This is a genomic window from Halpernia humi, from assembly GCF_900108025.1.
Taxonomy (GTDB): domain Bacteria; phylum Bacteroidota; class Bacteroidia; order Flavobacteriales; family Weeksellaceae; genus Halpernia; species Halpernia humi.
In genome coordinates this window covers 209,954-233,876 of the sequence record NZ_FNUS01000002.1, presented here as the reverse complement: position 1 = coordinate 233,876, position 23,923 = coordinate 209,954, and the positions used below count along the sequence as shown (strand labels likewise).

At 34.3% G+C, this 23,923-nt stretch carries 17 protein-coding genes; 8 read left to right on the top strand and 9 right to left on the bottom strand.

The features are described from left to right. Window positions 1–80: 80 nt before the first annotated feature. Window positions 81–1,832 (bottom strand): aspartate--tRNA ligase, encoded by a 1,752-nt coding sequence (gene aspS / locus C4S29_RS06005; protein WP_103913238.1) that lies wholly within the window; start codon window positions 1,830–1,832, stop codon window positions 81–83. A gap of 238 nt (window positions 1,833–2,070) precedes the next feature. On the opposite strand from aspS, the gene C4S29_RS06000 reads away from it, so the two are divergent. Next, window positions 2,071–2,742: a DUF937 domain-containing protein gene (locus C4S29_RS06000; RefSeq protein WP_103913237.1), complete on the top strand. Its 672-nt coding sequence runs from the start codon at window positions 2,071–2,073 to the stop codon at window positions 2,740–2,742. 36 nt (window positions 2,743–2,778) lie between these two features. On the opposite strand, the gene C4S29_RS14980 is transcribed toward C4S29_RS06000, so the two are convergent. Together C4S29_RS14980 and C4S29_RS05990 are read right to left on the bottom strand one after the other, a co-directional pair. After that, on the bottom strand, window positions 2,779–3,033 hold the full coding sequence (locus C4S29_RS14980) for a 30S ribosomal protein THX (RefSeq protein WP_103913236.1): 255 nt from the start codon (window positions 3,031–3,033) through the stop codon (window positions 2,779–2,781). 88 nt (window positions 3,034–3,121) lie between these two features. Continuing rightward, window positions 3,122–3,631 carry a DUF2480 family protein gene (locus C4S29_RS05990; protein ID WP_103913235.1) on the bottom strand — a complete coding sequence of 170 codons (510 nt, stop codon included), beginning with the start codon at window positions 3,629–3,631 and terminating at the stop codon, window positions 3,122–3,124. 330 nt (window positions 3,632–3,961) lie between these two features. Between C4S29_RS05990 and lpxB the strand changes: the two genes are divergently transcribed. The 6 genes from lpxB (at window position 3,962) to C4S29_RS05960 (ending at window position 12,767) form a co-directional block, all read left to right on the top strand. Further along, the gene (gene lpxB, locus C4S29_RS05985) at window positions 3,962–5,074 is read left to right on the top strand and encodes a lipid-A-disaccharide synthase (protein ID WP_103913234.1); all 1,113 of its coding nucleotides are present in this window, start codon (window positions 3,962–3,964) and stop codon (window positions 5,072–5,074) included. Further along, window positions 5,075–6,847 carry a ComEC/Rec2 family competence protein gene (locus tag C4S29_RS05980; protein WP_103913233.1) on the top strand — a complete coding sequence of 591 codons (1,773 nt, stop codon included), beginning with the start codon at window positions 5,075–5,077 and terminating at the stop codon, window positions 6,845–6,847. A gap of 98 nt (window positions 6,848–6,945) precedes the next feature. Further along, entirely contained in the window at window positions 6,946–7,608 is a 663-nt protein-coding gene (locus C4S29_RS05975) for a succinate dehydrogenase cytochrome b subunit (protein ID WP_103913232.1), read from the top strand. A gap of 13 nt (window positions 7,609–7,621) precedes the next feature. Continuing rightward, complete coding sequence (locus C4S29_RS05970; RefSeq protein ID WP_103913231.1) at window positions 7,622–9,634, top strand: fumarate reductase/succinate dehydrogenase flavoprotein subunit; 2,013 nt, start codon at window positions 7,622–7,624, stop codon at window positions 9,632–9,634. Between the two features lie 23 nt (window positions 9,635–9,657). Further along, window positions 9,658–10,419, top strand: coding sequence for a succinate dehydrogenase/fumarate reductase iron-sulfur subunit (locus tag C4S29_RS05965; RefSeq protein ID WP_103913230.1), 762 nt, complete (start codon window positions 9,658–9,660; stop codon window positions 10,417–10,419). 797 nt (window positions 10,420–11,216) lie between these two features. Next, window positions 11,217–12,767, top strand: coding sequence for a TlpA family protein disulfide reductase (locus C4S29_RS05960; RefSeq protein ID WP_103913229.1), 1,551 nt, complete (start codon window positions 11,217–11,219; stop codon window positions 12,765–12,767). A gap of 176 nt (window positions 12,768–12,943) precedes the next feature. On the opposite strand, the gene C4S29_RS05955 is transcribed toward C4S29_RS05960, so the two are convergent. Continuing rightward, on the bottom strand, window positions 12,944–14,371 hold the full coding sequence (locus C4S29_RS05955; RefSeq protein WP_103913228.1) for a glutamate synthase subunit beta: 1,428 nt from the start codon (window positions 14,369–14,371) through the stop codon (window positions 12,944–12,946). Between the two features lie 28 nt (window positions 14,372–14,399). Beyond that, window positions 14,400–18,881, bottom strand: coding sequence for a glutamate synthase large subunit (gltB, locus tag C4S29_RS05950; protein WP_103913227.1), 4,482 nt, complete (start codon window positions 18,879–18,881; stop codon window positions 14,400–14,402). A gap of 472 nt (window positions 18,882–19,353) precedes the next feature. On the opposite strand from gltB, the gene rlmD reads away from it, so the two are divergent. Next, the gene (gene rlmD / locus C4S29_RS05945; RefSeq protein ID WP_103913226.1) at window positions 19,354–20,763 is read left to right on the top strand and encodes a 23S rRNA (uracil(1939)-C(5))-methyltransferase RlmD; all 1,410 of its coding nucleotides are present in this window, start codon (window positions 19,354–19,356) and stop codon (window positions 20,761–20,763) included. A 39-nt stretch (window positions 20,764–20,802) separates the two neighbouring features. Here rlmD and C4S29_RS05940 read toward each other — a convergent pair whose 3' ends face one another. The 4 genes from C4S29_RS05940 to C4S29_RS05925 all read right to left on the bottom strand — a co-directional run bounded on the left by C4S29_RS05940 (window position 20,803) and on the right by C4S29_RS05925 (window position 23,744). Next, window positions 20,803–22,071, bottom strand: a complete 1,269-nt coding sequence (locus tag C4S29_RS05940) for a DUF3570 domain-containing protein (protein WP_103913225.1) — start codon at window positions 22,069–22,071, stop codon at window positions 20,803–20,805. Between the two features lie 11 nt (window positions 22,072–22,082). After that, on the bottom strand, window positions 22,083–22,295 hold the full coding sequence (locus C4S29_RS05935; RefSeq protein ID WP_103913224.1) for a DUF4266 domain-containing protein: 213 nt from the start codon (window positions 22,293–22,295) through the stop codon (window positions 22,083–22,085). An 82-nt stretch (window positions 22,296–22,377) separates the two neighbouring features. Continuing rightward, window positions 22,378–23,298, bottom strand: coding sequence for an FAD:protein FMN transferase (locus C4S29_RS05930; RefSeq protein ID WP_317045068.1), 921 nt, complete (start codon window positions 23,296–23,298; stop codon window positions 22,378–22,380). A gap of 2 nt (window positions 23,299–23,300) precedes the next feature. Further along, window positions 23,301–23,744 (bottom strand): thioredoxin family protein, encoded by a 444-nt coding sequence (locus C4S29_RS05925; protein ID WP_221405521.1) that lies wholly within the window; start codon window positions 23,742–23,744, stop codon window positions 23,301–23,303. Between the last annotated feature and the right edge of the window lie 179 nt (window positions 23,745–23,923).

Genomic DNA, 23,923 nt, shown 5'->3' with positions numbered 1-23,923 from the left:
TTATCTTTGCACCAAGAACATCACAAAAGATAGCATCTTTTGTCCGACGCTTTCATTTATTTGAGAGCGTTTCTTTTTTTCTATTTTAAATTCAATTTAAGTTCTAATTCATCCAACTGCAAATCCGCAATTTTTGAGGGCGCATCAATCATCACATCGCGTCCGGAATTATTTTTTGGAAAAGCAATGTAATCTCTAATTACTTCATTGCCGTCTAAAATGGCTACTAATCTGTCAAAACCAAAGGCCAAACCTGCGTGCGGCGGCGCGCCATATTTAAAGGCGTTCATTAAAAAGCCGAATTGCGCTTCCGCATCTTCTTTTGTAAAACCTAACAAATCAAACATTCTCGACTGCATTTCTTTATCGAAAATCCGTACAGATCCGCCACCGATTTCGTTGCCATTTAAAACCAAATCGTAAGCATTTGCTCTGGCTTTTCCTGGATCTGTTTCCAATAAATGTTCATCTTCCGGTTTTGGTGCCGTGAATGGATGATGCATTGCGTGAAATCTTTCGGTTTCTTCGTCCCATTCCAAAAGTGGAAAATCTACCACCCAGAGTGGTGCAAATTCTTTTGGATTTCTCAAATTTAATTGATTCCCCAATTCCATTCTCAAAGCGGAAAGTTGGGTTCTCACTTTTAAAGTTTCGCCGGACATTAACAAAATTAAATCGCCTTGTTTTGCGCCGAATTTTTCTACAATTTTCTTTAAATCTTCTTCATTAAAAAATTTATTTACGGAAGAAGTAATTACGCCATCATTTTGAAATTTGATCCAAATTAATCCAGAAGCGCCTATTTGCGGGCGTTTTACCCAATCTGCCAAAGCATCAATTTGTTTTCTGGTGTAGTCTGCACAATTTTCTACATTAATTCCTACAACCAATTCTGCATCATCGAATATTTTAAAGTCTTTACCTTTAACCAAATCATTAACCTCAACAAATTTCATATCAAATCTGATGTCCGGTTTGTCGTTGCCGTAAGTTTTCATGGCATCTTCAAAAGTCATTCTCGGGAATTTTCCGAAATCTTTTCCGGTAATATCTTTTAATAAAGTTTGCGTCATTCCTTCGAAAATTTCCAGAACATCTTCTTGTTCTACAAACGCCATTTCGCAATCTATTTGTGTGAATTCTGGTTGTCTGTCGGCGCGAAGATCTTCATCACGGAAACATTTTACAATTTGAAAATAACGGTCCATTCCGCCAATCATTAACAATTGTTTGAAAGTTTGCGGCGATTGTGGTAACGCATAAAACTGTCCTGGATTCATTCTACTTGGAACGACGAAATCTCGCGCGCCTTCTGGTGTAGATTTAATTAAAACCGGCGTTTCAACTTCTATAAAATTTTGATCTGATAAATAATTTCTTACTTTTTGAGCCATTTTGTGACGAAAAATCAACTTTTCACGAACGGTATTTCTTCTAATATCCAAATAGCGGTATTTCATGCGAAGTTCTTCGCCACCGTCGGTTTGATCTTCTATGGTAAAAGGCGGCACCAAAGATTCATTTAAAACCGTTAATTTTTCAACTAAAATTTCAATTTCACCTGTCGCGATATTTGGATTTTTTGAAGTTCTTTCGATAACGTTTCCTTCAATTTGAATCACAAATTCCCGACCCAATTTCCGAGCCTCGTCTAATAATTCTGAAGATGTTCTTTCTGCATCGAAAACCAACTGTGTAATTCCATAACGGTCGCGAAGATCGATCCACAAAACAAAACCTTTGTCTCTAATGGTTTGTACCCAGCCGGAAAGTGTTACTTTCTGACCAATTTGCTTACTTGATAATTCTCCGTTTGTATGAGATCTGAACATTTAAAATTGATTTAATAAAGATTAATTTTCTACCGCTTTTTCCATTAAAACTGATAATAGAAACTTGCCTGCAAAGATAAACTTTTGAGCGTGATTTCAGAAATTTTGAAAATATGAAAGTGCTGTTTAAAACATTAACCGAAATTTTAACTAAAAATTATGATTATATAGAATTTTGAAACGAAATAAATTTTTAATTTTAATGATTATTAACTTTTTTAAATAAAAAACACAAATTATGAGTTTAATTGATCTCATTACCGGAAATGCCGGTGATCAAGTAGCAGAGCAAGCCGGAAATAAGTTCGGAATTAGTAAATCCCAAGTCATTGCACTTCTTGCAGTTGCTGCACCATTAGTAATTTCCTATTTGAAGAAAAAATCGCAAGAAAATCCTGCAGAAGCAGATAACTTAAATGCTGCATTAGACAAAGACCACGATGGAAGCATCTTAAATGATCCTTCACAAGCAGTGAACAGACAAGCGGAAGGAAGTTCAATTTTGGGACACGTTTTTGGCGGCGACCAATCGCAAGTTGAAAATCAACTATCCCAAAGTACAGGGATTTCTATGGATAAAATTGGGCCGATTTTAGCAATGTTGGCACCCGTAATTATGGGTTATCTTGGCAAAGAAAAACAATCCAACGGCGTAACGTCTGGCGGCGGATTAAGCGATTTACTAGGCGGAATATTAGGAAATGCGTCCCAACAGGCACAAGGGCAATCTACAAACCCAATCAATGATATTTTGGGAAGTGTTCTTGGCGGTGGAAGTTCTAGCCCAGATTCAGGAAATCCTTTAAGTAATATTTTAGGAAGTGTTCTTGGTGGTGGAGGCCAGCAACAACAATCTGGCGGTGGCGGCCTTTTAGGCGGATTGCTTGGCGGCCTTTTAGGCGGAAAATAATTGATTAATAGAATTTTTATATCAAAAAACCGAAGATTATTCTTCGGTTTTTTTTGCTTTATCTGCTTTCGGTTTTGCAGTTTTAGTTTCTTTTTCTTCTGGCTTTTTAGCAGCAACTTTGGCTTTTGGCTTGGCTACACTTTTTGCAGTTTCCTTGGGCTTTTTTTCTACTTTCTCTTTTAGTTCTACGGAAGAAACGTAGAGCGGAGTTGATGATTTTCTCATTCTCGATTTGCCATAACTTCCCGCTATTATTTTACCGCGTTTAGATTTTTTATCGCCTTTTCCCATAATGTTTTGATTTAGTTATGATTTAGTTTTGACGAAGTTAATGATTTTTTTTTATCTAAACCTTAGACGAAGTTCGAAATTGCAAACATTAATTTTTAAAAATCGGAACATTAGAACAAGCCTCACCAAACATTAAAGATTTCACCAAAGGTTTTAACTGTTCTACAAGTTCTATATAAGCGTTTTCAGGGATTTTTTCATCTGTGCAGCCTTTTACTAAAACCCTTTTGCCAATTAAATTAGAAAAATCATAAGTTTGAATGGCATTGTGCATCAGTAAAACTTCTAAATCTTCACGGTTTCCGAACACTATTTTTTTTGAAACAGCCGTAATTTTTGCTGTAATTAAAAAGTAAGCCCACAAAGGAATTATAGCATCTGTGGAACAAAAAATATTAACATAAGCATCTTTAAAAATAGATAAATCTAAATTTTCCACGTCTGCTCTAAATTCTTTTTCTTTTAAAACCAATCCTTGAAATAAAAAATCTTTCAAATCTATCCCGATTCTTTTTCCTTTGGGTAACAGCGTAGAAATATCAAAATTTACAAGGCCGCTTTCGGCAATTTTATTTTTAATTTGGAATTCTTCTGACATCTTAATAATACTTTTAGCAAATTTAATTTAATTAATTTAACTTTGAAATGCAATAACTCTTTTAAATTTAAAATGATGACAACTTTAGAGCGAAAAAGAAAATTAAAATTTAAGATTGATTTGTCTTGTGAGGAAACTTTAAATTGAAAAAAATTTAGTAGAAGAGGAAGTTTATATTCTCTATGAAGAACAACTTGCCGAAGTAAACGAAGCAAGAGCAAAATATGAAAGAGGAGAAAGTGCTTCCGACAAAGATTTAGAAAAAAAAAATATTAATTCCTGGGATTTAGAGTACACGTCGAAATCCAGAAAATTTAGAAATATAAAAAATTGAAATACTACATTATTGCAGGAGAAGCCTCCGGAGATTTGCACGGCAGCAATCTGATGAAAGCCTTACAAGAAAAAGATCACAACGCAGAATTTAGATTTTGGGGCGGAAATTTGATGCAAAATATCGGCGGAACTTTAGTAAAACATTACAAAGATTTAGCATTTATGGGCTTTTTGGAAGTCGCAAAAAATATTTCAACCATTTTAAAAAACATCAAATTCTGCAAGCAAGATATTTTAGATTATAAACCCGACGTATTAATTTTAGTCGATTATCCCGGTTTTAATCTTAGAATTGCTGAATTTGCAAAAAAAAACCACATAAAAGTCATCTATTACATTTCGCCGCAGCTTTGGGCTTGGAAAGAAGGACGCGTAGAAAAAATTAAAAATTATGTGGACGAAATGCTCGTAATTTTGCCATTTGAAAAAGATTTTTATAAGAAACATTCCGTTAAAACTCACTTTGTAGGACACCCATTGCTAGATGCGATTTCCGACTTACAACCAATTGATCATCAACAATTTAAAATTAAAAATAAACTTAACGAAAAAGAAATAATTGCACTTTTGCCAGGCTCGCGAGAGCAGGAAGTGAAAAAAATGCTAGATATTATGCTTTCTGTGCGTCCGCATTTTAAAGATTATCAATTTGTAATTGCAGGCGCGCCAAGTTTGAGCAAAGAATTTTATCAAAATTTTGTAGATGAAGATGTGCATTTTGTATCCAACAAAACTTACGATTTATTGCGTTGCTCAAAAGCCGCACTCGTTACTTCTGGCACGGCAACTTTAGAAACCGCGCTCTTAAATATACCAGAAATAGTTTGCTATAAAACCAGCCGAATTTCTTATGAAATTGGAAAACGCGTGGTGAAAAATTTGAAATATATTTCTTTAGTTAATTTAATTATGGATCAAGAAATTGTAACCGAATTAATTCAAAATCACCTCAATACAAAAAATTTGGTTAATAATTTAAATGAAATTTTAGAAGGCGAAAAGCGCCAAAAAATGCTTGAAAATTTCGCCATTCTTCGCGACAAATTAGGCGGTAAAGGCGCCAGTAATCATGCTGCCGAAATTATTGTGGATTTTACAAAAAAATAAATGGTGAAAAAGCAACCATTTTCTATATATTTAGTTGCATTAATTCTCGGGATTTTATTTCAAGACCATTTCATCTTGCAAGCAAAATATATCAATATATTGCTCATAATCAGTTTATTTACTCTATTTTTAGTTTTCTTTAAAAATTATTATTCATCAAAATTTAAGGATTTTTTCAGTGTCTTCTTTGTTTTTATTTTAGGTGTATTTTTATTGAATATTACGAAGCAAAAACCACCAAACATTGCTTTAAGTAAGAAAGAAAATATAGTTTTTAGTTTGGATAAAAAATTAAATATTTCCGATAAAAACAGGCGCTATGAAGTTACTTTCTATAAAAATAAAAACAGTTTCAAAAGTATTCTTACCATTCCAAAAAATCATAAACAATTAGATTTCTCTCACTTTTACAAAGCAGAAGTTTATATCAAAAAAACTGAAAAGCCGTATGCAGATTTCGTTTTTAATTATCAAAAATATTTGGCGCGAAAAAATATTTTTTTTGAGGCTTATTTACCACAAAAACTTTACGAAAGTGGTGTAAAAAAACTGACGATTTTAGAACAAATAAAAAATGAGCGTTTAAAACTTTTAAATAAAATTTCAAACAGCAGTCTGGATGAAAAAAGCAGCGCATTCTTGAAAGGCATTATTCTCGCCGACCGCACCAGCATAGATTCTGACACGGTTTCAGATTTTCAAAACAGCGGATTGATTCATCTTTTGGCAATTTCTGGGACGCATATTGGGATTATTTTCGGTCTTATTTACTTGCTTTGTTTAAAAATTTTTCCTATAAAATTTCGCAGTTTTGCTATTATTTTAAGTTTAATATTTATCTGGAGTTTTGCGCTTTTTATTGGTTTAGGAAATTCTGTAGTGCGCGCTTGCATCATGATTTCCGTCTATTTTACTTATATTTTAATAAACAGAAAGCCCGATCTTTTGCATGCAATTTCACTTGCTGGCTTGATGATTTTAATCGTTAATCCACAGCAAATTTTTGATGTTGGATTTCAACTGAGTTTTTGCGCTGTATTTGGGATTTATTGGTTATACGAACCCATTCTCAATCTCATGCCTCGCTCAAAATTGAAAGCCATCAATTTTATAATTGAAATTTTAGCGATTACTTTAACTGCGCAATTAACGACTCTTCCCTTGGTTTTGTTTTATTTTCATCAGTTTTCATTTATTTCCATATTAGCCAATTTAATCGTTATTCCTTTAGCGGAAATTCTTATCGCATTTTCACTATTTTTGAGTGTTATTTTGGGATTTTCAATAAATATTCTTTGGTTTAATACTATTTATGACTTTTTAATTTTAAACCTTTTAAAATTGGTTCATTGGTTTGCAACTTTAGAATTTGCAATGAATAGAAATGTGGCTTTAAATTTTGTGGAAGTTATTTTAATTTTTATTTCGCTCTATTTTTTGAAATTTCTATTAAAACAATTAAACTGGAAAAATCTCTTAAATTTTGGCTTGATTTTCATTATATTTATTGGTTTTAGATTGATTTTTAATTTTCAGCAAACAAGGAAAAATGAAGTTTTAACGCATTTTTACTTTAATAAAAAAATAATTTCAATTAAAAATGCTAAAGACATATGTTTTTTAGTTCCAGAGAAATTAGATCAAAAAAAAGTGGAAAAATATGTAATTAATCCTTATCTAATATCGGTTAGAAATCATCATTACAAAATTAAAACGTTTAATGAAAAAGTGAAATCCGTTACCATAAATAATAAAAATTACCCATTGGAGTAATCTTATTTAGAAAGATTATAAACTAAAAATTTCTGATAATTCTCACTTTCAGTTCCTATTACATTATCTAACTTTGTGGAAATTCAAATTTAATATCTATGGCTGGTTCATCCACATCCTCAATCGGCAGGAAATACGCAATGGCAATTTCAGCTATGCTCTTGCTTTCGTTTCTGATTGTGCACGTTACGCTTAACTCGCTTTCTGTGTTTAGCAAAGCGTCTTTTAATGAAGCGTCCCAATTTATGGGTTACAATCCATTTATACAATTTGTTTTTCAGCCTATTTTGATGATAGGCGTGGTATTTCACTTTGTGATGGGTTTTATTTTAGAAATTAGAAATAACAAAGCAAGGCCGGTAAAATACAGCGTCAATGCAGGATCTGCCAACTCTAGTTGGATGTCTAGAAACATGATTATTACTGGAGCGGTAATTTTGGCATTTTTAGGTTTGCATTTTTATGACTTTTGGCTTCACGAAATGAATTATAAATATATAGAAGTTTTACCAGAGGATCCAAGTAGATATTGGATGGAACTTCATGAAAAATTTTCAGATTTGTGGCGAGTTATCATATATGTCATTTCTTTTATATTATTAGGATTGCATTTATCACATGGCTTTCAATCTAGTTTTCAATCAATTGGAGCGCGTCATCCAAAATATACGCCTTTTATAAAAGGTTTTGGAACTTGGTTTTCTATTTTAGTGCCTTTGGCTTTTATTGCAATCGCTATTTTTCATTTCGTAACTCAGTAATCATCAGTAAATTATGAGCAAATTAGATTCAAAAATTCCTGCAGGTCCGTTAAAAGATAAATGGGAAAATCATAAAGACCACATGAATTTGGTCTCGCCAAATAACCGCGATAAAATTGATGTAATTGTTATTGGAACAGGTTTAGCAGGCGGTTCTGCAGCCGCAACTTTAGCAGAACAAGGTTATAATGTTAAAGCATTTTGTTACCAAGATTCACCTAGAAGAGCACACTCAATCGCAGCACAAGGTGGCATAAATGCTGCGAAAAACTATCAAGGCGATGGCGATTCTATATACAGATTATTTTACGACACTGTAAAAGGTGGAGATTACCGCTCGCGTGAAGCCAATGTTTATCGATTGGCGCAAGTATCTAGAAATATTATTGACCAATGTGTTTCACAAGGCGTTCCATTTGGTAGAGATTATGGCGGCCAACTAGACAATCGCTCTTTTGGAGGTGTTCAAGTAAAAAGAACTTTTTATGCAAAAGGGCAAACCGGACAGCAACTTTTGCTAGGTGCCTATTCTGCTATGAGCAGACAAATCGGTAAAGGAAGAATTAAAATGCACAACCGTCACGAAATGATGGATCTGGTTTTGGTAGATGGAAAAGCGCGCGGAATTATAGCAAGAAATTTAGTAACAGGTGAAATTGAAAGACACTCCGCACACGCAGTTGTAATCGCTTCTGGAGGTTACGGAAATGTTTATTTTCTTTCTACTAATGCAATGGGATCCAATTGCTCTGCCGCTTGGAAAATTCACAAAAAAGGAGCCTATTTTGCAAATCCATGTTTTGTGCAAATCCACCCAACTTGTATCCCAGTTCATGGCACACAGCAATCGAAATTGACTTTAATGTCTGAATCACTCCGAAATTCTGGTAGAATTTGGGTGCCAAAAAATATTGAAGATGCGAAAGCTATCCGCGAAGGAAAATTAAAAGCAAGAGATATTGCACCAGAAAACAGAGACTATTATTTAGAAAGAAGATATCCTGCTTTTGGAAATTTAGTACCGCGTGATGTGGCCTCTAGAGCAGCAAAAGAAAGATGCGACGCGGGTTTTGGAATAGAAAATAATGATACAAAAGAAGGTGTTTATTTAGATTTTCAAACAGAAATTATTAAAAAAGGACACGAAGCGGCTATCGAAAAAAATATTCACAATCCATCAGAACAGCAAATTTATGACCTCGGAAAAGCGTGGATAGAAGAAAAATACGGCAATTTATTTGTGATGTATGAAAAAATTACCGCCGATAATCCTTACGAAACACCAATGAAAATTTATCCCGCAGTGCATTACACAATGGGCGGCGTTTGGGTAGATTACAATTTACAATCCACCATCCCTGGTTGTTTTGTGATTGGTGAAGCCAATTTTTCTGACCACGGAGCCAATAGATTAGGTGCTTCTGCATTAATGCAAGGTTTAGCGGACGGCTATTTTGTATTGCCTTATACCATTGCAAATTATTTAGCAGCAGATATCAGTACAGGGCCAATTCCAACTGAACAAGAAGAATTTGATGCCGCTGAAAATGAAATTAAAGAAAAAATAAATTTCTTTTTAAATAATAATGGAGATCACTCCGTAGATTATTTCCATAAAAAACTTGGAACCATTATGTGGAACAAAGTGGGCATGGCAAGAACAGCGGAAGGTTTAAAAGAAGCCATGAAAGAAATTGAAGAAGTTCGACAAGATTTTTGGAAAAATGTACGCGTACCAGGAAGCGCAGATCAAATGAATGCAGAATTAGAAAAAGCCTTCCGCGTCGCTGATTTCTTAGAACTTGGGCAATTGATGGCCAAAGATGCACTAGAAAGAAATGAAAGTTGTGGCGGACACTTCCGAACAGAATATTCTACACCAGAAGGTGAAGCGAAACGAGACGACGAAAATTATAAATATGTCGCAGCATGGCAATATAACGGAAATGACATCAATTCTGAAATATTGCACAAAGAAGATTTGGAATATGAAAACATTGCAGTGAAAACAAGAAGTTATAAATAATCTCCAAACAATATTATAAGAAAATGAGTACAAAAAAAGGCTTAAACCTGACTCTAAAAATTTGGAGACAGAAAAACAATAAATCAAAAGGACAATTTGAAACCTATAAAATTGCCGACGTTTCTACCGATTCTTCTTTCTTAGAAATGATGGATATGCTCAATGAGCAACTCATCAACGAAGGAAAAGACACCGTTGCTTTCGACCACGATTGTCGCGAAGGCATCTGCGGAAGTTGCGCTATGTATATCAACGGGCGTCCACACGGCCCAGATACAGGCATCACAACTTGCCAATTACACATGCGAAATTTCAAAGATGGCGAAACCATTCATATCGAACCTTGGAGAAGCGCCGCTTTTCCAGTCATCAAAGATTTAGCAGTTGATCGTTCCGCATTCGATAGGATAATGGCAGCTGGCGGATTCATCTCCGTTAACACTTCTGGCAATACGACAGACGCAAACAGTATTCTCGTGAATAAAGAAGATGCAGATCATGCAATGGATGCAGCCGCGTGCATCGGTTGTGGCGCCTGCGTTGCCACTTGCAAAAACGGTTCGGCCATGTTGTTTGTCGGCGCAAAAGTAACACAACTCGCACTATTACCACAAGGCAAAGTAGAAGCCAAACGCCGCGTTTTAAATATGGTAGCCGCGATGGACGAAGAAGGTTTTGGAAACTGCTCAAACACCGGCGCTTGCGAAGTAGAATGCCCAAAAGGAATATCCTTAAGCGTCATCGCAAAAATGAACCGCGAATATTTTTCCGCAAAAATGGATTAATTTTATTTAGAGCCTATTTAAATTTCATTCAATAAATTTTTTATAGCCTTTTCTTAATTTTCTAAATTAAAATAAACTCTGTTTATTCTTAAATTTAACATTAAGAATTTCAGTGAGTTAAGTTTATTCTGATTAAGCAATCAATAAATTGATTTTTATTAAGTTTTTTAAGTGAAAATGGCTTAATTCCTTAATGGTAAAAATAAATTATAAATTTAAACAGGCTCTTAAAATATATTCACAAAGCCTTCCAATTTTTTTGGAAGGCTTTTTCATTATGAAATACGAAAAAATTTTAGAGTTTTGTGACAAATGAGTGTTATACCATCTTATCTTTGAATTTTCCGAAAAATAAAAATGCTCCGTAGGAGCAATATCTGCGTAGAAAAAATGAATAATATTGAAAAGGAACACCTTAGGAGTTCAATCTTTTAAAGTAATTTTAATGACAAAATTATATTACTTTGACAATACATGACTAAACTTTATTAAATTTTTAGAAGCAAGACAAGAATCCATTTTCCGAATACTCGGCGCGCTGTACACTATATCTCGCCAAGGCGAGGATGCCGTTCCCATCGCGGCTAGGTTGAGGCTTGTTTTTTCTGTTTGAAGTGACGCTCACTACCAATAATCAAACGAATCATTTTTAAAAAAATCGAAAAAGAAAACGATAATCTTAAACCTTCTAGCGCCATATATTTCCGAAATGCTAAAATTTCCATAAAATATCTATAAATCTCTCACAATCTAAACTAATTGATTATTTTTGCAAAAATTAAAATCAAATAAATAAAATGATATTTAAAAATTTAAAAAATAAAATTAATTTCTCTACCGCTTTTAAGTTTGTAGCAGTTTTATTTCTCGCACTTTTTATGACTTCTTGCTCCAAAAAAGTAGAAATAAAAGGTCAATTGAAAAATGCAAATCCTTTAGATCGGATAGAATTTATAGAATCTTCTGGCGTTGCCACTTTACCTTTGGTAAATTTGGGTGTAGACAAAAAAGGCAACTTCGAAGGAAGTTTTCAAGCACCAAAAAACGGCATGTACATCATCACTTATGGCGGCAAACAAGGCACCATATATCTTAAAGGTGGCGAAAAAGTAGATATGACTGGCGATGCAACACAGTTCCCTGCCGAATATGCGGTGACCGGTGCAGCGAAAAATAATAACGATTTCCTCAAAAATTGTCAAGTTTTTCTAGAAACTTATGCTACAAAAATCAACATGGGCCAATTAATTTCAAAACCTGAGCCCGATTTTTTAAAACAAGCAAAAAAAATACAAGACGATCTTTTTAAAAACATTGAAGAAAACGCCAAAAAATACAGCGCTGATAAAGACGTCGTGCAGTGGAAAAAAGACGAACTTACCACTAGTTTGCTTGGGCTTTTAAACCAATATGAAGTAAACCATGGCCAATCTGTGCAAGATCCGTCATTTAAAGTTTCTAAAAATTTCACAGAATACCAAACCGAACTCAATAAAAACGTAGATCGATTGGTAGAAAACCATCCACAATACAGAAATTATCTTCTTGGCACGTTGGGTGAAGATTTTCAAAAATATTCAACCGACAAAAATAAAGATCAAAAGCAGACCACTTCGCAAGTATTTAGCGAATTTCTAAAAACAAAAAAAGACCTTTCGCAAACTGCAAAAGATTATTTACTGGCCTATGTAATTGCACAAACCGATCTGAATATGAGTGCAACTAAAGAAGAAAATGAGAAAGTTGACAAATTGATAGAATCCGACATAAAAAATGCAGAAGTAAAAAAAGATCTTAAAAAAATACAATTTGTTCTTGGCGGCCTAAAAGATGGCGACACAGTGCCAGAAAACAGTTTGGTGAAAGCAGACGGCTCAAAGTTTAGCATAAGCGGGTTAAAAGGAAAACCAACTTTAGTGATGTTTTATGCGTCTTGGAACCGAAATGTTTCCACGACTGTTTTACCGATGCTAGAAGAAGAAATTAAATTTTATAAATCTAAAATGAACTTTGTTTACGTGAATTTTGATGATAGCAAAGAGCAATTCGTAAAAACTAGCACAGCAATGTTTAAAGGTTTACCTGGAACAAACGCTTACGCAGAAGGCGGTATGAATTCTGAAGTTGCAAAAAATTTCGGTATTTATGGCTTTAAACTTCCTGGTTTTTTAGTTTTGGATAAAGACGGAAAAATCGCAGGACACTATTATGTGAACCTTGGCGATCCAGAAATTACTGCTACATTAAACAAAGTAACGGGTTTAAATCAAGTAAAAGCGGCTCCACAAATGCCACAACAAATGATGCCGCAAACTGAAAATGCACCAAAACAAGAAGAGGCAAAATAATATTCTTCTTTATAGAAAATAGAAAAACAGGCAAATTTGCCTGTTTTTTTTGTTTAAAGTTTTTGGGAATTGCCAATTATTTTCGAATTAAAATTGCAATCAATTAGCCTATTTGCAACATTTTTTTATTAGAAATCACCTATGATTGGTTAATTCTTTTTATAAATATGATATAATTAAGAAAGAAATTCGTGCACTTTATTCGCACATTGTCGCCCTTCATTTATAGCCCAAACAACTAAAGATTGCCCTCTTCTAGCGTCTCCACAAGAAAAAACTTTTGTTTGGTTGGTTTTATATTCAATGTTATTTCCGATTAAATTTCCGCGCGGATCTAATAAAACTTCCAAATCTTCTACAATTCCTTTTTGTTCTACATGTAAAAATCCCATTGCAAGAAACGCCAAATCGCATTCAATAATAAATTCAGAATCTGGTTTTTCTTGAAAAGATGTATATCTTCCGCTAACTTCATCTTTCGCCCATTCTAATTCTACCAATTTCAGACCTACAAGATTTCCGTTTTCATCTTTCAAAAATTCTTTTGCATTTACGGCCCATTTTCTCTCGCAACCTTCTTCGTGCGAAGTTGTAGTTTTCAGTACCATCGGATACATCGGCCATGGCATAGAATCGTCTCTTGAAACTGGAGGTTTTGGCATAATTTCTATTTGGTAAACTACAGTTGCACCTTGCCTGTTAGAAGTCCCGATACAATCTGAACCTGTATCTCCGCCACCAATCACGAGCACTTTTTTTCCATAAGCGTCGATATTTTCTTCGCTAAAAGGAATATTACTCACTTTTTTATTATTTTGTCTTAAAAATTGCATCGCAAAATAAACGCCTTTTGCATCTCTATTCCGAATCGGCAAATCTCTTGGGATTGTACTTCCCATTGCTAAAACAATGGCGTGAAAATTCCGATTGAGTTCTTCTGCCGAATAATTTTTACCAACTGTAACATTGGTTTTAAAAATCACACCTTCTTGCTCCATTAGGTTTATGCGTCTTTCTACAATGTTTTTTCCTAATTTAAAATCTGGAATCCCAAATCTTAATAAACCACCTACTTTTTCTTCTTTCTCGAAAACGGTCACTTCATGCCCCATTTTGTTTAGTTCGGCGGCGGCTGCCAAACCAGAAGGTCCTGAACCAACGATTGCTATTTTTTTTCCTGTTTTATTCTCTGGGATAGATGGCTTAACGTAGCCATTTTCAAAAGCAATTTCTATGATGTTTTTTTCAATTTCTTCTATTGTTACAGGCAATTCATTGATGCCCAAAACGCAAGAACCTTCACACGGCGCAGGACAAATTCTTCCTGTAAATTCAGGGAAATTATTCGTACTGATTAAAATATCATAAGCTTTTTTCCATTTTTTTTGATAAACAGCATCATTAAATTCTGGGATAATATTCCCGAGCGGGCAGCCACTTTCACAAAATGGAATGCCGCAACTCATACATCTCGCAGATTGCTCATTCAAAACCTCTTCTGTTGGTAAATGTTGAAATTCTTTAAAATTTCTTTTTCTTTCTTCTACCGGATCTTTCGTTGGAAGTTCTCTTTTATATAATAAAAAACCGTCTGTTTTTCCCATTTTTAAATTTTAAAATAAATAATTTTAATTAAAGTTTTCCTTGCAATTGCAGTGCTTTTTTGTAATCTCGTGGAAAAACTTTCTTAAAATATTTCAAATTTTCATCAAAATCTTTGATGAGATATTTGCCTAATTTGCTTTCCGTTTCGTTGATATGCTCATTAATTAAGTTAAAAATTAAATCTCTATCTTGCGCTGTAAGTTCTTCTACATCTGCCATTTCATCGTTAAAATTCTTTTCTAAATCATTCTGAAAATCCCAAATGTAGGCAATTCCTCCGCTCATTCCAGCGCCAAAATTTCTTCCAATTTTTCCTAAAACAAGCACCGTTCCACCTGTCATATATTCACAACCGTGATCTCCAACGCCTTCTACAACGGCAGTTGCCCCAGAATTTCTTACTGCAAATCTTTCTCCTGCCATTCCATTAATAAAAACTTTTCCGCTCGTAGCGCCATAAAGTGCAACATTCCCGATAATGCTATTTTCACTTGCGTTAAAATCTGAATCTTCATCTGGAAAAACGACTAATTTTGCGCCAGAAAGCCCTTTTCCAAAATAATCATTGGCATCGCCTTCCAAAATCATAGAAATACCTTTGTTGCAAAATGCACCAAAACTTTGCCCCGCTGTTCCTCTTAGATGAAATCTCAAAGCATCATCTTTCATACCTTCCGACTTGTATTTTTTCGTCAGTTCATGTGAAAGAATGGTACCAATTGCTCTATCAATATTTTTAATTTTAAAGCAAGATTCTATGGTTTCATTATTCTCAATCGCTTGTTTAGAAACGTCTAGCATTTCCCAAGAAAGCGATGTTTGTAAGCCGTGATCTTGCTCTTCTGATTTAAAAATTGGCAAATCGGTTTCTATTTTTTTAAGAAACTCACTTAAATCTATATTTTGATGTTTCCAATGTTTTAAATCTTCTCGTTTTGTAAGACATTGGTATTGCCCAACCATTTCATTGATGGTTCTGAACCCTAAAACAGCCATTAATTCTCGAACTTCTGTGGCCAAAAATGTAAAATAATTTACCAAATGATCTGCGCTTCCGCTAAATTTTGCTCTTAAATCTGGATTTTGTGTTGCAATCCCAACTGGGCAAGTATTCAGATGGCATTTTCTCATCAAAATACAACCTTGTACAATTAAGGTAGAAGTTGCAACGCCCCATTCTTCTGCACCGAGAAGAGTGGCAATAACAATATCGCGTCCGGTTTTTATTTGTCCGTCCGATTGAATGGTTACTCTTTGTCTTAATTTATTTTTAATTAAAGTTTGATGTGTTTCTACCAAGCCCAATTCCCACGGAAGTCCAGCGTGTCTGATTGAACTTAAAGGCGATGCGCCCGTTCCGCCGTCGTATCCAGAAATTAAAATATGGTCTGCTTTTGCTTTTGCCACGCCAGAAGCAATGGTTCCGACGCCTGCTTTTGAAACCAATTTTACAGAAATTCTTGCGTGCCGATTGGCATTTTTTAAATCAAAAATGAGTTGTGCTAAATCTTCAATAGAGTAAATATCGTGATGCGGCGGCGGTGAGATTAATCCAACTCCTGGTGTTGAATGTCTCGTTTTCCCAATCCAATCATCTACTTTTTCTCCTGGTAATTGCCCGCCTTCTCCAGGTTTTGCGCCTTGCGCCATTTTTATTTGGATTTCGTCCGCTTGAGACAAATAATAACTGGTTACGCCAAATCTTCCAGACGCAACTTGCTTTATTGCAGATCGCATACTGTCTCCGTTTTCTAATAAATTATATCTTTTTTCATCTTCACCGCCTTCTCCGGTATTGCTTTTGGCGCCAATTCGGTTCATTGCAATTGCTAAAGTGGTGTGGGCTTCCCAAGAAATTGATCCAAAAGACATTGCACCAGAAGCGAATCTTTTTAAAATATTTTCTATTGGTTCTACCTCGCTAATGTCGATTGATGGGCGGTCATTTTTTAGTTCCAACAAAGCACGCAGATTTGCAGGTCTATCTGTTCTATTGATGGCTCTAGAATATTTTTTAAATATCTCGTAATCATTTTTCCAAGTTGCTTGTTGCAAAAGATGGACAGTATTTGGATTGTATTGATGGATTTCACCTTTTTTATTCCATTGATATACACCATTTTGTGGTAAAATATCGCTTTCTAAATCGGGATGAAATGCTAAATTATGTTTTGCTAAAACTTCTTCAGCCAATTCATCAAAACCTAAACCATCGATTCTAGAAATTGCACCTGTAAAACAAGTATTTACGACTAATTTATTAATGCCTACAATTTCGAAAACTTGCGAACCTTGGTAAGATGCCAAAGTAGAAATCCCCATTTTAGAGAAGGTTTTCAGCAAACCATCGCCCACAGATTTTATATAATTTTTCTTTAATGTATCTAAATCTGCATTTTCTATTTCTCCAGATTCTACCAAATTTCTAATACTTGCCAAAGCCAAATATGGATTAATCGCTGTAGCGCCAAATGCAAATAAAGTCGCAAAATGATGCACTTCCCAAACATCACCTGCTTCTATTACCAAGCCCACTTTTCTGCGCATTCCTTTTCTAATTAAATGATGGTGCACCGCAGAACAGGCCAAAAGCGAAGGAATTGTGGCATGAAAAGAATCTTCACCTCGGTCTGAAAGTATAATCACATCAAAACCATCTTCTACAGAGTCGGTTGCATATCTGCAAAGACGATCTAAACCAGCTTTCAGACTTCCTGGCTTTCCATCTGCTTTAAAATAAGTATGAAGTGTTTTTGCTTGAAAATTTCCAGAATCTATACTTCGTAATTTTTCTAACTGATTGTTATTTAAAATAGGATTTTTTAAGGTAATTGAATGTGCAAATTTTTTATCTTCCGTTAAGAGATTACCGTTCCCGCCAATAATTGTGGTAAGAGACATCACCAATCTCTCTCGAATTGGGTCAATCGGCGGATTGGTAACTTGCGCAAAAAGTTGTTTAAAGTAATAACTTAAATGTTGTGGTTTTTCACTTAAAACTGCCAAAGGGGAATCAAAACCCATCGATCCGATTGGTTCTTTTCCCGTTATTGCCATTGGTTTTATAATAAAATCAAAATCTTCTCTGGTGTAACCATGCGCTTTTTGATATTTAAAAATATCTTCCGATTGAAGTTTACTGAATCTGATTCTTGGCGGCCCTAATTCTTCAATATTAATTTTATCTTCTAGCCATGTTTTGTAAGGTTGAGAATGGCAAATTTCATTTTTTAATTCATCATCACTTATAATTTTTCCCTTTACTAAATCTACCACAAACATTTTCCCAGATTGCAATCTGCCTTTGCTAATAATTTTTTCGGGGTCAACTGGTAATGCACCAGATTCTGATGCCATAATAACCAAATCATCACTTGTTACACAAAAGCGCGACGGACGAAGGCCATTTCTGTCTAAAGTGGCGCCAATTATCTCACCATCTGTGAAAGAAATTGAAGCCGGGCCGTCCCACGGTTCCATCATACAGGCGTGAAATTCGTAAAAACTTTTCTTGTATTCTTCCATATTTTCGTGCCCATCCCATGCTTCAGGAATAAGCATCATCATTACGTGTGGCAATGATCTTCCAGAGTGGTAGAGTAATTCTACCATATTATCTAAATATGAGGAATCTGATTGGCCGTCTTTCACCAAAGGCAAAAGCATATCCATTTCTAACGGCGTGAAATATGGGCTTTCAAAATTTTTCTGGCTAGATTTTAACCAATTTAGATTTCCTTGCACAGTATTTACTTCGCCATTATGTGCAATAAATCTGAATGGTTGCGCCAAACTCCAAGTGGGAGAAGTATTTGTTGCAAACCGAGAATGAATCATCCCAAAAGCCGATGTAAGCAAAGGGTTTGAAAGGTCTTTAAAATAATTTCTGATTTGCAAACTTCTCAATTGTCCTTTGTAAACCAATTTTTTACACGAAAAAGAAGCAATGTAAAAGCCTATTTTATCATGCTGCACAACATTATGAATTTGATGAGAAGCATAATTTCTTAATACAAATAATTTTCTCTCAAAAGTTTGCTCATCCTCAATATCGAAAGGTCTTTCCACAAAAACCATTTCCATAACAGGCTCTACGCTTTTTGCTAAGTCGCCTATTTCTAAATTATTAACAGGAACTGGTCGGTAACCCAAAATTTTGAGATTCAGTTTTTCTGCAGAATTTTTTAAGGTTCTTTTGCATTCATCGCGAAGTGCACTATTTTGCGGAAAAAAGAGCATTCCAACGCCATAATAATTGGCTTCAGGTAAATCTATTCCGTATATTAGCGCTTCTGCAGCGAGCAATTCGTGTGGGATTTGAATTTGAATTCCGGCACCATCTCCAGTATTGCTTTCGTAGCCAGTTGCGCCACGATGCTCCATGTTTTCTAGCATTGTGATGGCGTCTGAAACTACTTTAAAACTTTTTACGCCTTTTATGTTGGCGACAAACCCTACACCGCAAGAGTCAAATTCAAATTCTGGTCTATATAATCCTTGGTTTTTCATCTATTTTATTCATTTTCAAGAAGCGAAATTACGGATAATATATTCTTTCACAAATTTTAGTTTGAAAAAAATATTTTTTTTAAGAATTTTTTTAACTATTATTAATGATTTTGAAATTTTGTTATTAACTTAATTATTGCAATTTTATTAAAAGATATATTATCCATTATTATAGTATTTTGCTATAATAAATTCGTGTTTATAGCCTTAATTCCGCATAATAATTTTATTTATTGCCTATAACACACTTTTTTTATTAAAATAAATTTTTCAATAAATCCTAAGTTTTTTTACAGAAATTATAAAAAAAATATTAGAGAAAGAATTCTGCAAGTTTTAATTTAATTAATTTTACGCTCTAATTTAGAATGCTTCAAAATTTAAAGTAAATGAAATCGCAGTTAACAAGTTTGCAAACAAAAACTGATGCATTTGGGCGATTGCTTACGACAATTAATAACATTAATTTCATATGAAAAGAAAAAAGCCAAATCCAATTTTAGAAAACATCAGAATATATGGTGCTGGAGCAAAAGGGGTGGCCATCGGGAAAACTGAAGAAGGCAAAACGGTTTTGGTAAAAGGCGCTGTGCCAGGTGATGTGGTAGATGTGCAGGTTAGAAAATCTAAAAGCAAATATTTTGAAGGTGAAGTTTTAAATTTAGTAACGCCTTCAGAATTTCGTGTTCAACCAAAATGCATTCACTTTGGGGTTTGCGGTGGTTGCAAATGGCAAAATCTTTCTTATGAAAAACAGTTAGACATTAAGAACGATGAAGTTTTTAACAATATTAAAAGAATTGGCGGTTTCGATAATTTTGAATCTTTGCCAATTCTTGGTGCAGAAGAGCAATATTGGTACAGAAATAAAATGGAATTTTCTTTTTCTGATGCGAAATGGCTCACTTTAGATGAAATCAATTCTGGCGAAAATATTGAAAATAAAAATGCTTTAGGATTTCATATTCCGGGAATGTGGAGCAAAATTTTAGATTTAAAAGAATGTTGGTTGCAAGAAGATCCTTCTAACCAAATTCGGCTTGCTGTAAAAAAATTCGCGGATGAAAATGGCTTGGATTATTTTGATGTAAAAAATCAATCTGGCTTTTTGCGAACTTTGATGTTACGCCAAAATTCTATGGGTGAATGGATGGTTTTGTTTCAACTTTATCGGGAGGAAAAGGAAAATAGAGAGAAATTATTTAATTTTTTATTAGAAAATTTTGTAGAAATTAAAACCTTGGTTTATGCCATAAACCCGAAACAAAATGATTCTATTTATGATTTAGACATAGAAATTTATCACGGGGACGGTTTTTTAATGGAAGAAATGGATGGTCTCAGATTTAAAATTGGTCCAAAATCTTTCTTTCAAACCAATTATGAGCAAGCCTTAAATCTTTACAGAAAAACTTTAGAATTTGCTGAAATCACGTTAAATGATGTGGTTTATGATTTATACACCGGAACTGGAACTATTGCGCAATATGTTGCTAAAAAAGCAAAACACGTCATAGGAATTGAGTCTGTGCCAGAAGCAATTGCCGCTGCAAAAGAACACGCAAAACTCAATGGTTTAGATAATTGCGAATTTTTCTGTGGCGATATGAAAGATATTTTCACACCAGAATTTTTAGCCAATCATCCAAAAGCAGATGTTTTAATTACCGATCCACCGCGAGACGGCATGCACGCAAAAGTTGTGGAACAAATTTTAAATTTAGCCCCAGAAAAAATTGTTTATGTGAGTTGTAATTCTGCCACACAAGCGCGAGATATGGCGCTTTTAAAAGAAAATTACACTTTAATAAAAATTCTTCCTGTGGATATGTTTCCGCAAACGCATCATGTGGAAAATATTGCATTGCTAATTAAAAAATAAAAAAAATCCCTTTCAAATAATTTGAAAGGGATTTTGCTTTTACTTAAATTTTAAAGCCAAGGTAATATTGTCGGCCGCCAAACCATCGGTTCTTTTATAATGGCTGTAGCGCAAATCTACACTATTAAAAACGCCCCAAGAACCTGGAACAAAGTGAAGATTCACGCCAATATTGTTGCTTTTAAAATCAGATAAATCATAATCTGAAGTATAAAAATCACTCAACGGATTTGCAGTTGCATATTGATTAAAATATTCCGCAGAAGTTTGCTCGTGAAATCTATAAAACGGACTTACGGAAAAGTTAGGGTTTATTTTCACCGGAACTTCTACACTTGCTGTGTTTCCATTTATCTTCCAATCGTCCCAATAATGGCGGTAATAAAATCTAAAAATCACATTATTTCCGGCAAAATAATTGAGCCTCAAACCTACAGGAATTTTCAACCTATTATCTGGCAGTCTTTCACCTCCGACGGTAACATTATTAAAATATACACGGTTATAAGGTGTAGCAAGAATACCTTTTTGGTAAGCAATATCGGCCAAAACTGAAAATTGTAATCTTTGGTTGACGACTTGCGAGTAAGAATTATCTAAACTAAAAGAAGTTTTACTTTGCCAATCTGTTCCTGTATAGTCTGTTGGTCTTACTTCAAACGGTAAAATCATTTCTCTTCTGTCAAAAAAAGCCTGTCCTTTTACGCTGTATTCGCTGTTATTATCTGCTGAAGCTTTTGCGTAAGAAATTTCTGCACCCAAAGAATTATAATCAAATTCATAAGAATAATAAGCGCCCAAACCAAATGTGCTATTATTTTCTAAATTTTTCACACTCCAATTTAATGAAGGATTGAAACGCCATCCGTATAAAGCAGATGCATGAGACTCGGAATCTGAACCGTAATAATTTCCGCCAGACCCAGATGCTCTGGAAGTAGTTGCATATATTGGTTTAGAATTTAATGAATGTACAGATGTTGTTGCGCCATCTGGCGCCTTTTCAATATAAGCGGTGGAAGCGGAAGTTCGGTGTTCCGCAGTTAAACCAAGATCAAATGTATTCACATATTGGTTGTATTTTTTTACGAATTTTAAATCTAATGTATTCGAAAATTCATCTAGTTTCTCCGAACCATTTCCACCCATAATGGCGGAATGATTGCCGTTTTGGTTGTAGTAACCAGAAATAAAATCTGCTTCTTCTAAAGTAAGAGGTTTATTTTCGTATGAACTTGTTGTTTTTTCTTGGCTAAATCCCAAAAAATAGAAAAACAATGCAGCGATGGTAATTTTAACTTTTCTCATTTTAATTAAAATTAATTACAACCACAACCTCCGCCATTTTTCCCACCATTTGCTCCAGAAGTTCCTTCTCTATAAAGCAGAAAATTAGCTTCTGTTTTTTCAACCGTTCGGTTGCCCAAAATCATTTCGCTATCATTAAGATAGGTTTTTTCGTAGGGCTTCACTGCCGTACAACTGGTTACTGAAAGGGAAAGCAACCCAAAAGCGACACACATTTTTTTCATAGTAAATAGTTATTGTTTTTAAAAATCAGATACAATCGCCTCACTTCATTATTGTTGATTTACAAACTTGGTAATAGCGATTTTATAGTAAATTAATGTTTTTTGAGTAGTAGAAATTATTTTGGTCGTCTATAATAATGCAAGAAATATTCTTCATTTGGTTGATCATTCCAAGTCCTGCTTCAATTCCCATTATTGTAACAGGCGTTGCAAGCGCATCTGAAATTTCTGCATTTGGGCAAATTATGGTTACGCTTTTTATGCCTTGCACGGGAAATCCCGTTTTTGGATCGATGGTATGCGAATATTTTTTGCCACCAATCATTACAAATTTTTCATAATTACCAGAAGTTGCCACCGCCAAATCTGCAATTTCTAAATAAGAAAATGGTTCGTCTTTAAAATCTGGATGCACAATTCCTATCGTCCATTTTTCCTTATTTTCGGGTGTTCCCCACGTTGTAAGATCTCCGGAAGCATTTACTATCCCTGCTTTTGCGCCCAAAGATTTCAGCAAAGTTCTACATTTTTCAGCCGCGTAGCCTTTTCCGATGCCACCAAAGCCAATTCTCATTCCTTCATTTTTTAAGAAAACGGTTTTCTTCTCTTCGTTTAGAATGATGTTTTTATAATTAATGAGTCCCACAGATTTTTTCGCCAAATCTTTATCGGGAAGTTTTGTCATTTTGGTGTCAAAATTCCAGAACTTTTTATCTACGGAACCATAAGAAATATCAAAAGCACCTTGTGTGAGATCAGAAATTTTTTTGCTTCTTTCAATTAATCTATATGTTTCTTCCGAGACTTCAACGGCTTGTTTTCCAGCGTTTTCATTAATTCTAAAAGTTTCACTTTCATTATTGAAAGTGGTAAGTTTACTTTCAATTCTTTTGATTTCAGAAATTGCAGTTTCTAGAAAAAAATCGGCTTCGGTTTCATTTTCTGCTTCTACAGTAAAATCAAAACGATTTCCCATCAACTTTTCTATCCGTTTTTTTTGCACTATTAATTGTTGAGATAAGGTTTTATTTGTTGCTCGAAATAGATAGGATCCATTACACCTAATCCTTCCCAATGTTTTAAAACTTTCCCGTTTTCATCCATTAAAACCATTTCGGGAAAAATGCCATCTTTGTTGTACAATTCTGCAAGTTGCCCGTTTATTTTTTGGTTTTCTGGGCTCAATTTATTTTTTTTCAATCTTGGAAAATCTGCTTCCATTAAAACCAAATGCTGATCTGCAAAACTTTGAAATTCTGTGGTATTAATTACTTTTTTCTGAATATTAATACAGGGAATGCACCAATCTGAACCAGAAAATTTTAGCAAAATAAGTTTGTGTTCTGTTTTTGCTTTTTGCTTTGCTTCTTTTAGATTATTAGTAACAGGGCCAATCGCAAAACAATTTACACTTAAGGCTACAAAGGAAATTAGGATGAAATTTTTCATTTTTCTCATTAGAACGCAATAAATATTGTTTAGTATATCAATTAACAAAACTTTAATGTTTTTTAGCAATTTTAACTAATATTTAGCATTCAAACGTCTGCTGCGCAATATTTTTCAACATAATTCTAGTTCCATTTTTAATTAAATAAAAAAACCGACCAAAAATCATAATATAGAAA

Bases quoted from the DNA above. Each gene is read 5' to 3' on its own strand.
- C4S29_RS14980 (WP_103913236.1), bottom strand. From the start codon at position 3,033: ATGGGAAAAGGCGATAAAAAATCTAAACGCGGTAAAATAATAGCGGGA.
- C4S29_RS05935 (WP_103913224.1), bottom strand. From the start codon at position 22,295: ATGAAAAAAATGTGTGTCGCTTTTGGGTTGCTTTCCCTTTCAGTAACC.
- C4S29_RS05975 (WP_103913232.1), top strand. From the start codon at position 6,946: ATGGCTGGTTCATCCACATCCTCAATCGGCAGGAAATACGCAATGGCA.
- C4S29_RS05925 (WP_221405521.1), bottom strand. From the start codon at position 23,744: ATGAAAAATTTCATCCTAATTTCCTTTGTAGCCTTAAGTGTAAATTGT.
- C4S29_RS05960 (WP_103913229.1), top strand. From the start codon at position 11,217: ATGATATTTAAAAATTTAAAAAATAAAATTAATTTCTCTACCGCTTTT.
- C4S29_RS05980 (WP_103913233.1), top strand. From the start codon at position 5,075: ATGGTGAAAAAGCAACCATTTTCTATATATTTAGTTGCATTAATTCTC.
- gltB (WP_103913227.1), bottom strand. From the start codon at position 18,881: ATGAAAAACCAAGGATTATATAGACCAGAATTTGAATTTGACTCTTGC.
- C4S29_RS06000 (WP_103913237.1), top strand. From the start codon at position 2,071: ATGAGTTTAATTGATCTCATTACCGGAAATGCCGGTGATCAAGTAGCA.
- C4S29_RS05965 (WP_103913230.1), top strand. From the start codon at position 9,658: ATGAGTACAAAAAAAGGCTTAAACCTGACTCTAAAAATTTGGAGACAG.
- rlmD (WP_103913226.1), top strand. From the start codon at position 19,354: ATGAAAAGAAAAAAGCCAAATCCAATTTTAGAAAACATCAGAATATAT.
- C4S29_RS05970 (WP_103913231.1), top strand. From the start codon at position 7,622: ATGAGCAAATTAGATTCAAAAATTCCTGCAGGTCCGTTAAAAGATAAA.
- C4S29_RS05990 (WP_103913235.1), bottom strand. From the start codon at position 3,631: ATGTCAGAAGAATTCCAAATTAAAAATAAAATTGCCGAAAGCGGCCTT.
- aspS (WP_103913238.1), bottom strand. From the start codon at position 1,832: ATGTTCAGATCTCATACAAACGGAGAATTATCAAGTAAGCAAATTGGT.
- C4S29_RS05940 (WP_103913225.1), bottom strand. From the start codon at position 22,071: ATGAGAAAAGTTAAAATTACCATCGCTGCATTGTTTTTCTATTTTTTG.
- C4S29_RS05955 (WP_103913228.1), bottom strand. From the start codon at position 14,371: ATGGGAAAAACAGACGGTTTTTTATTATATAAAAGAGAACTTCCAACG.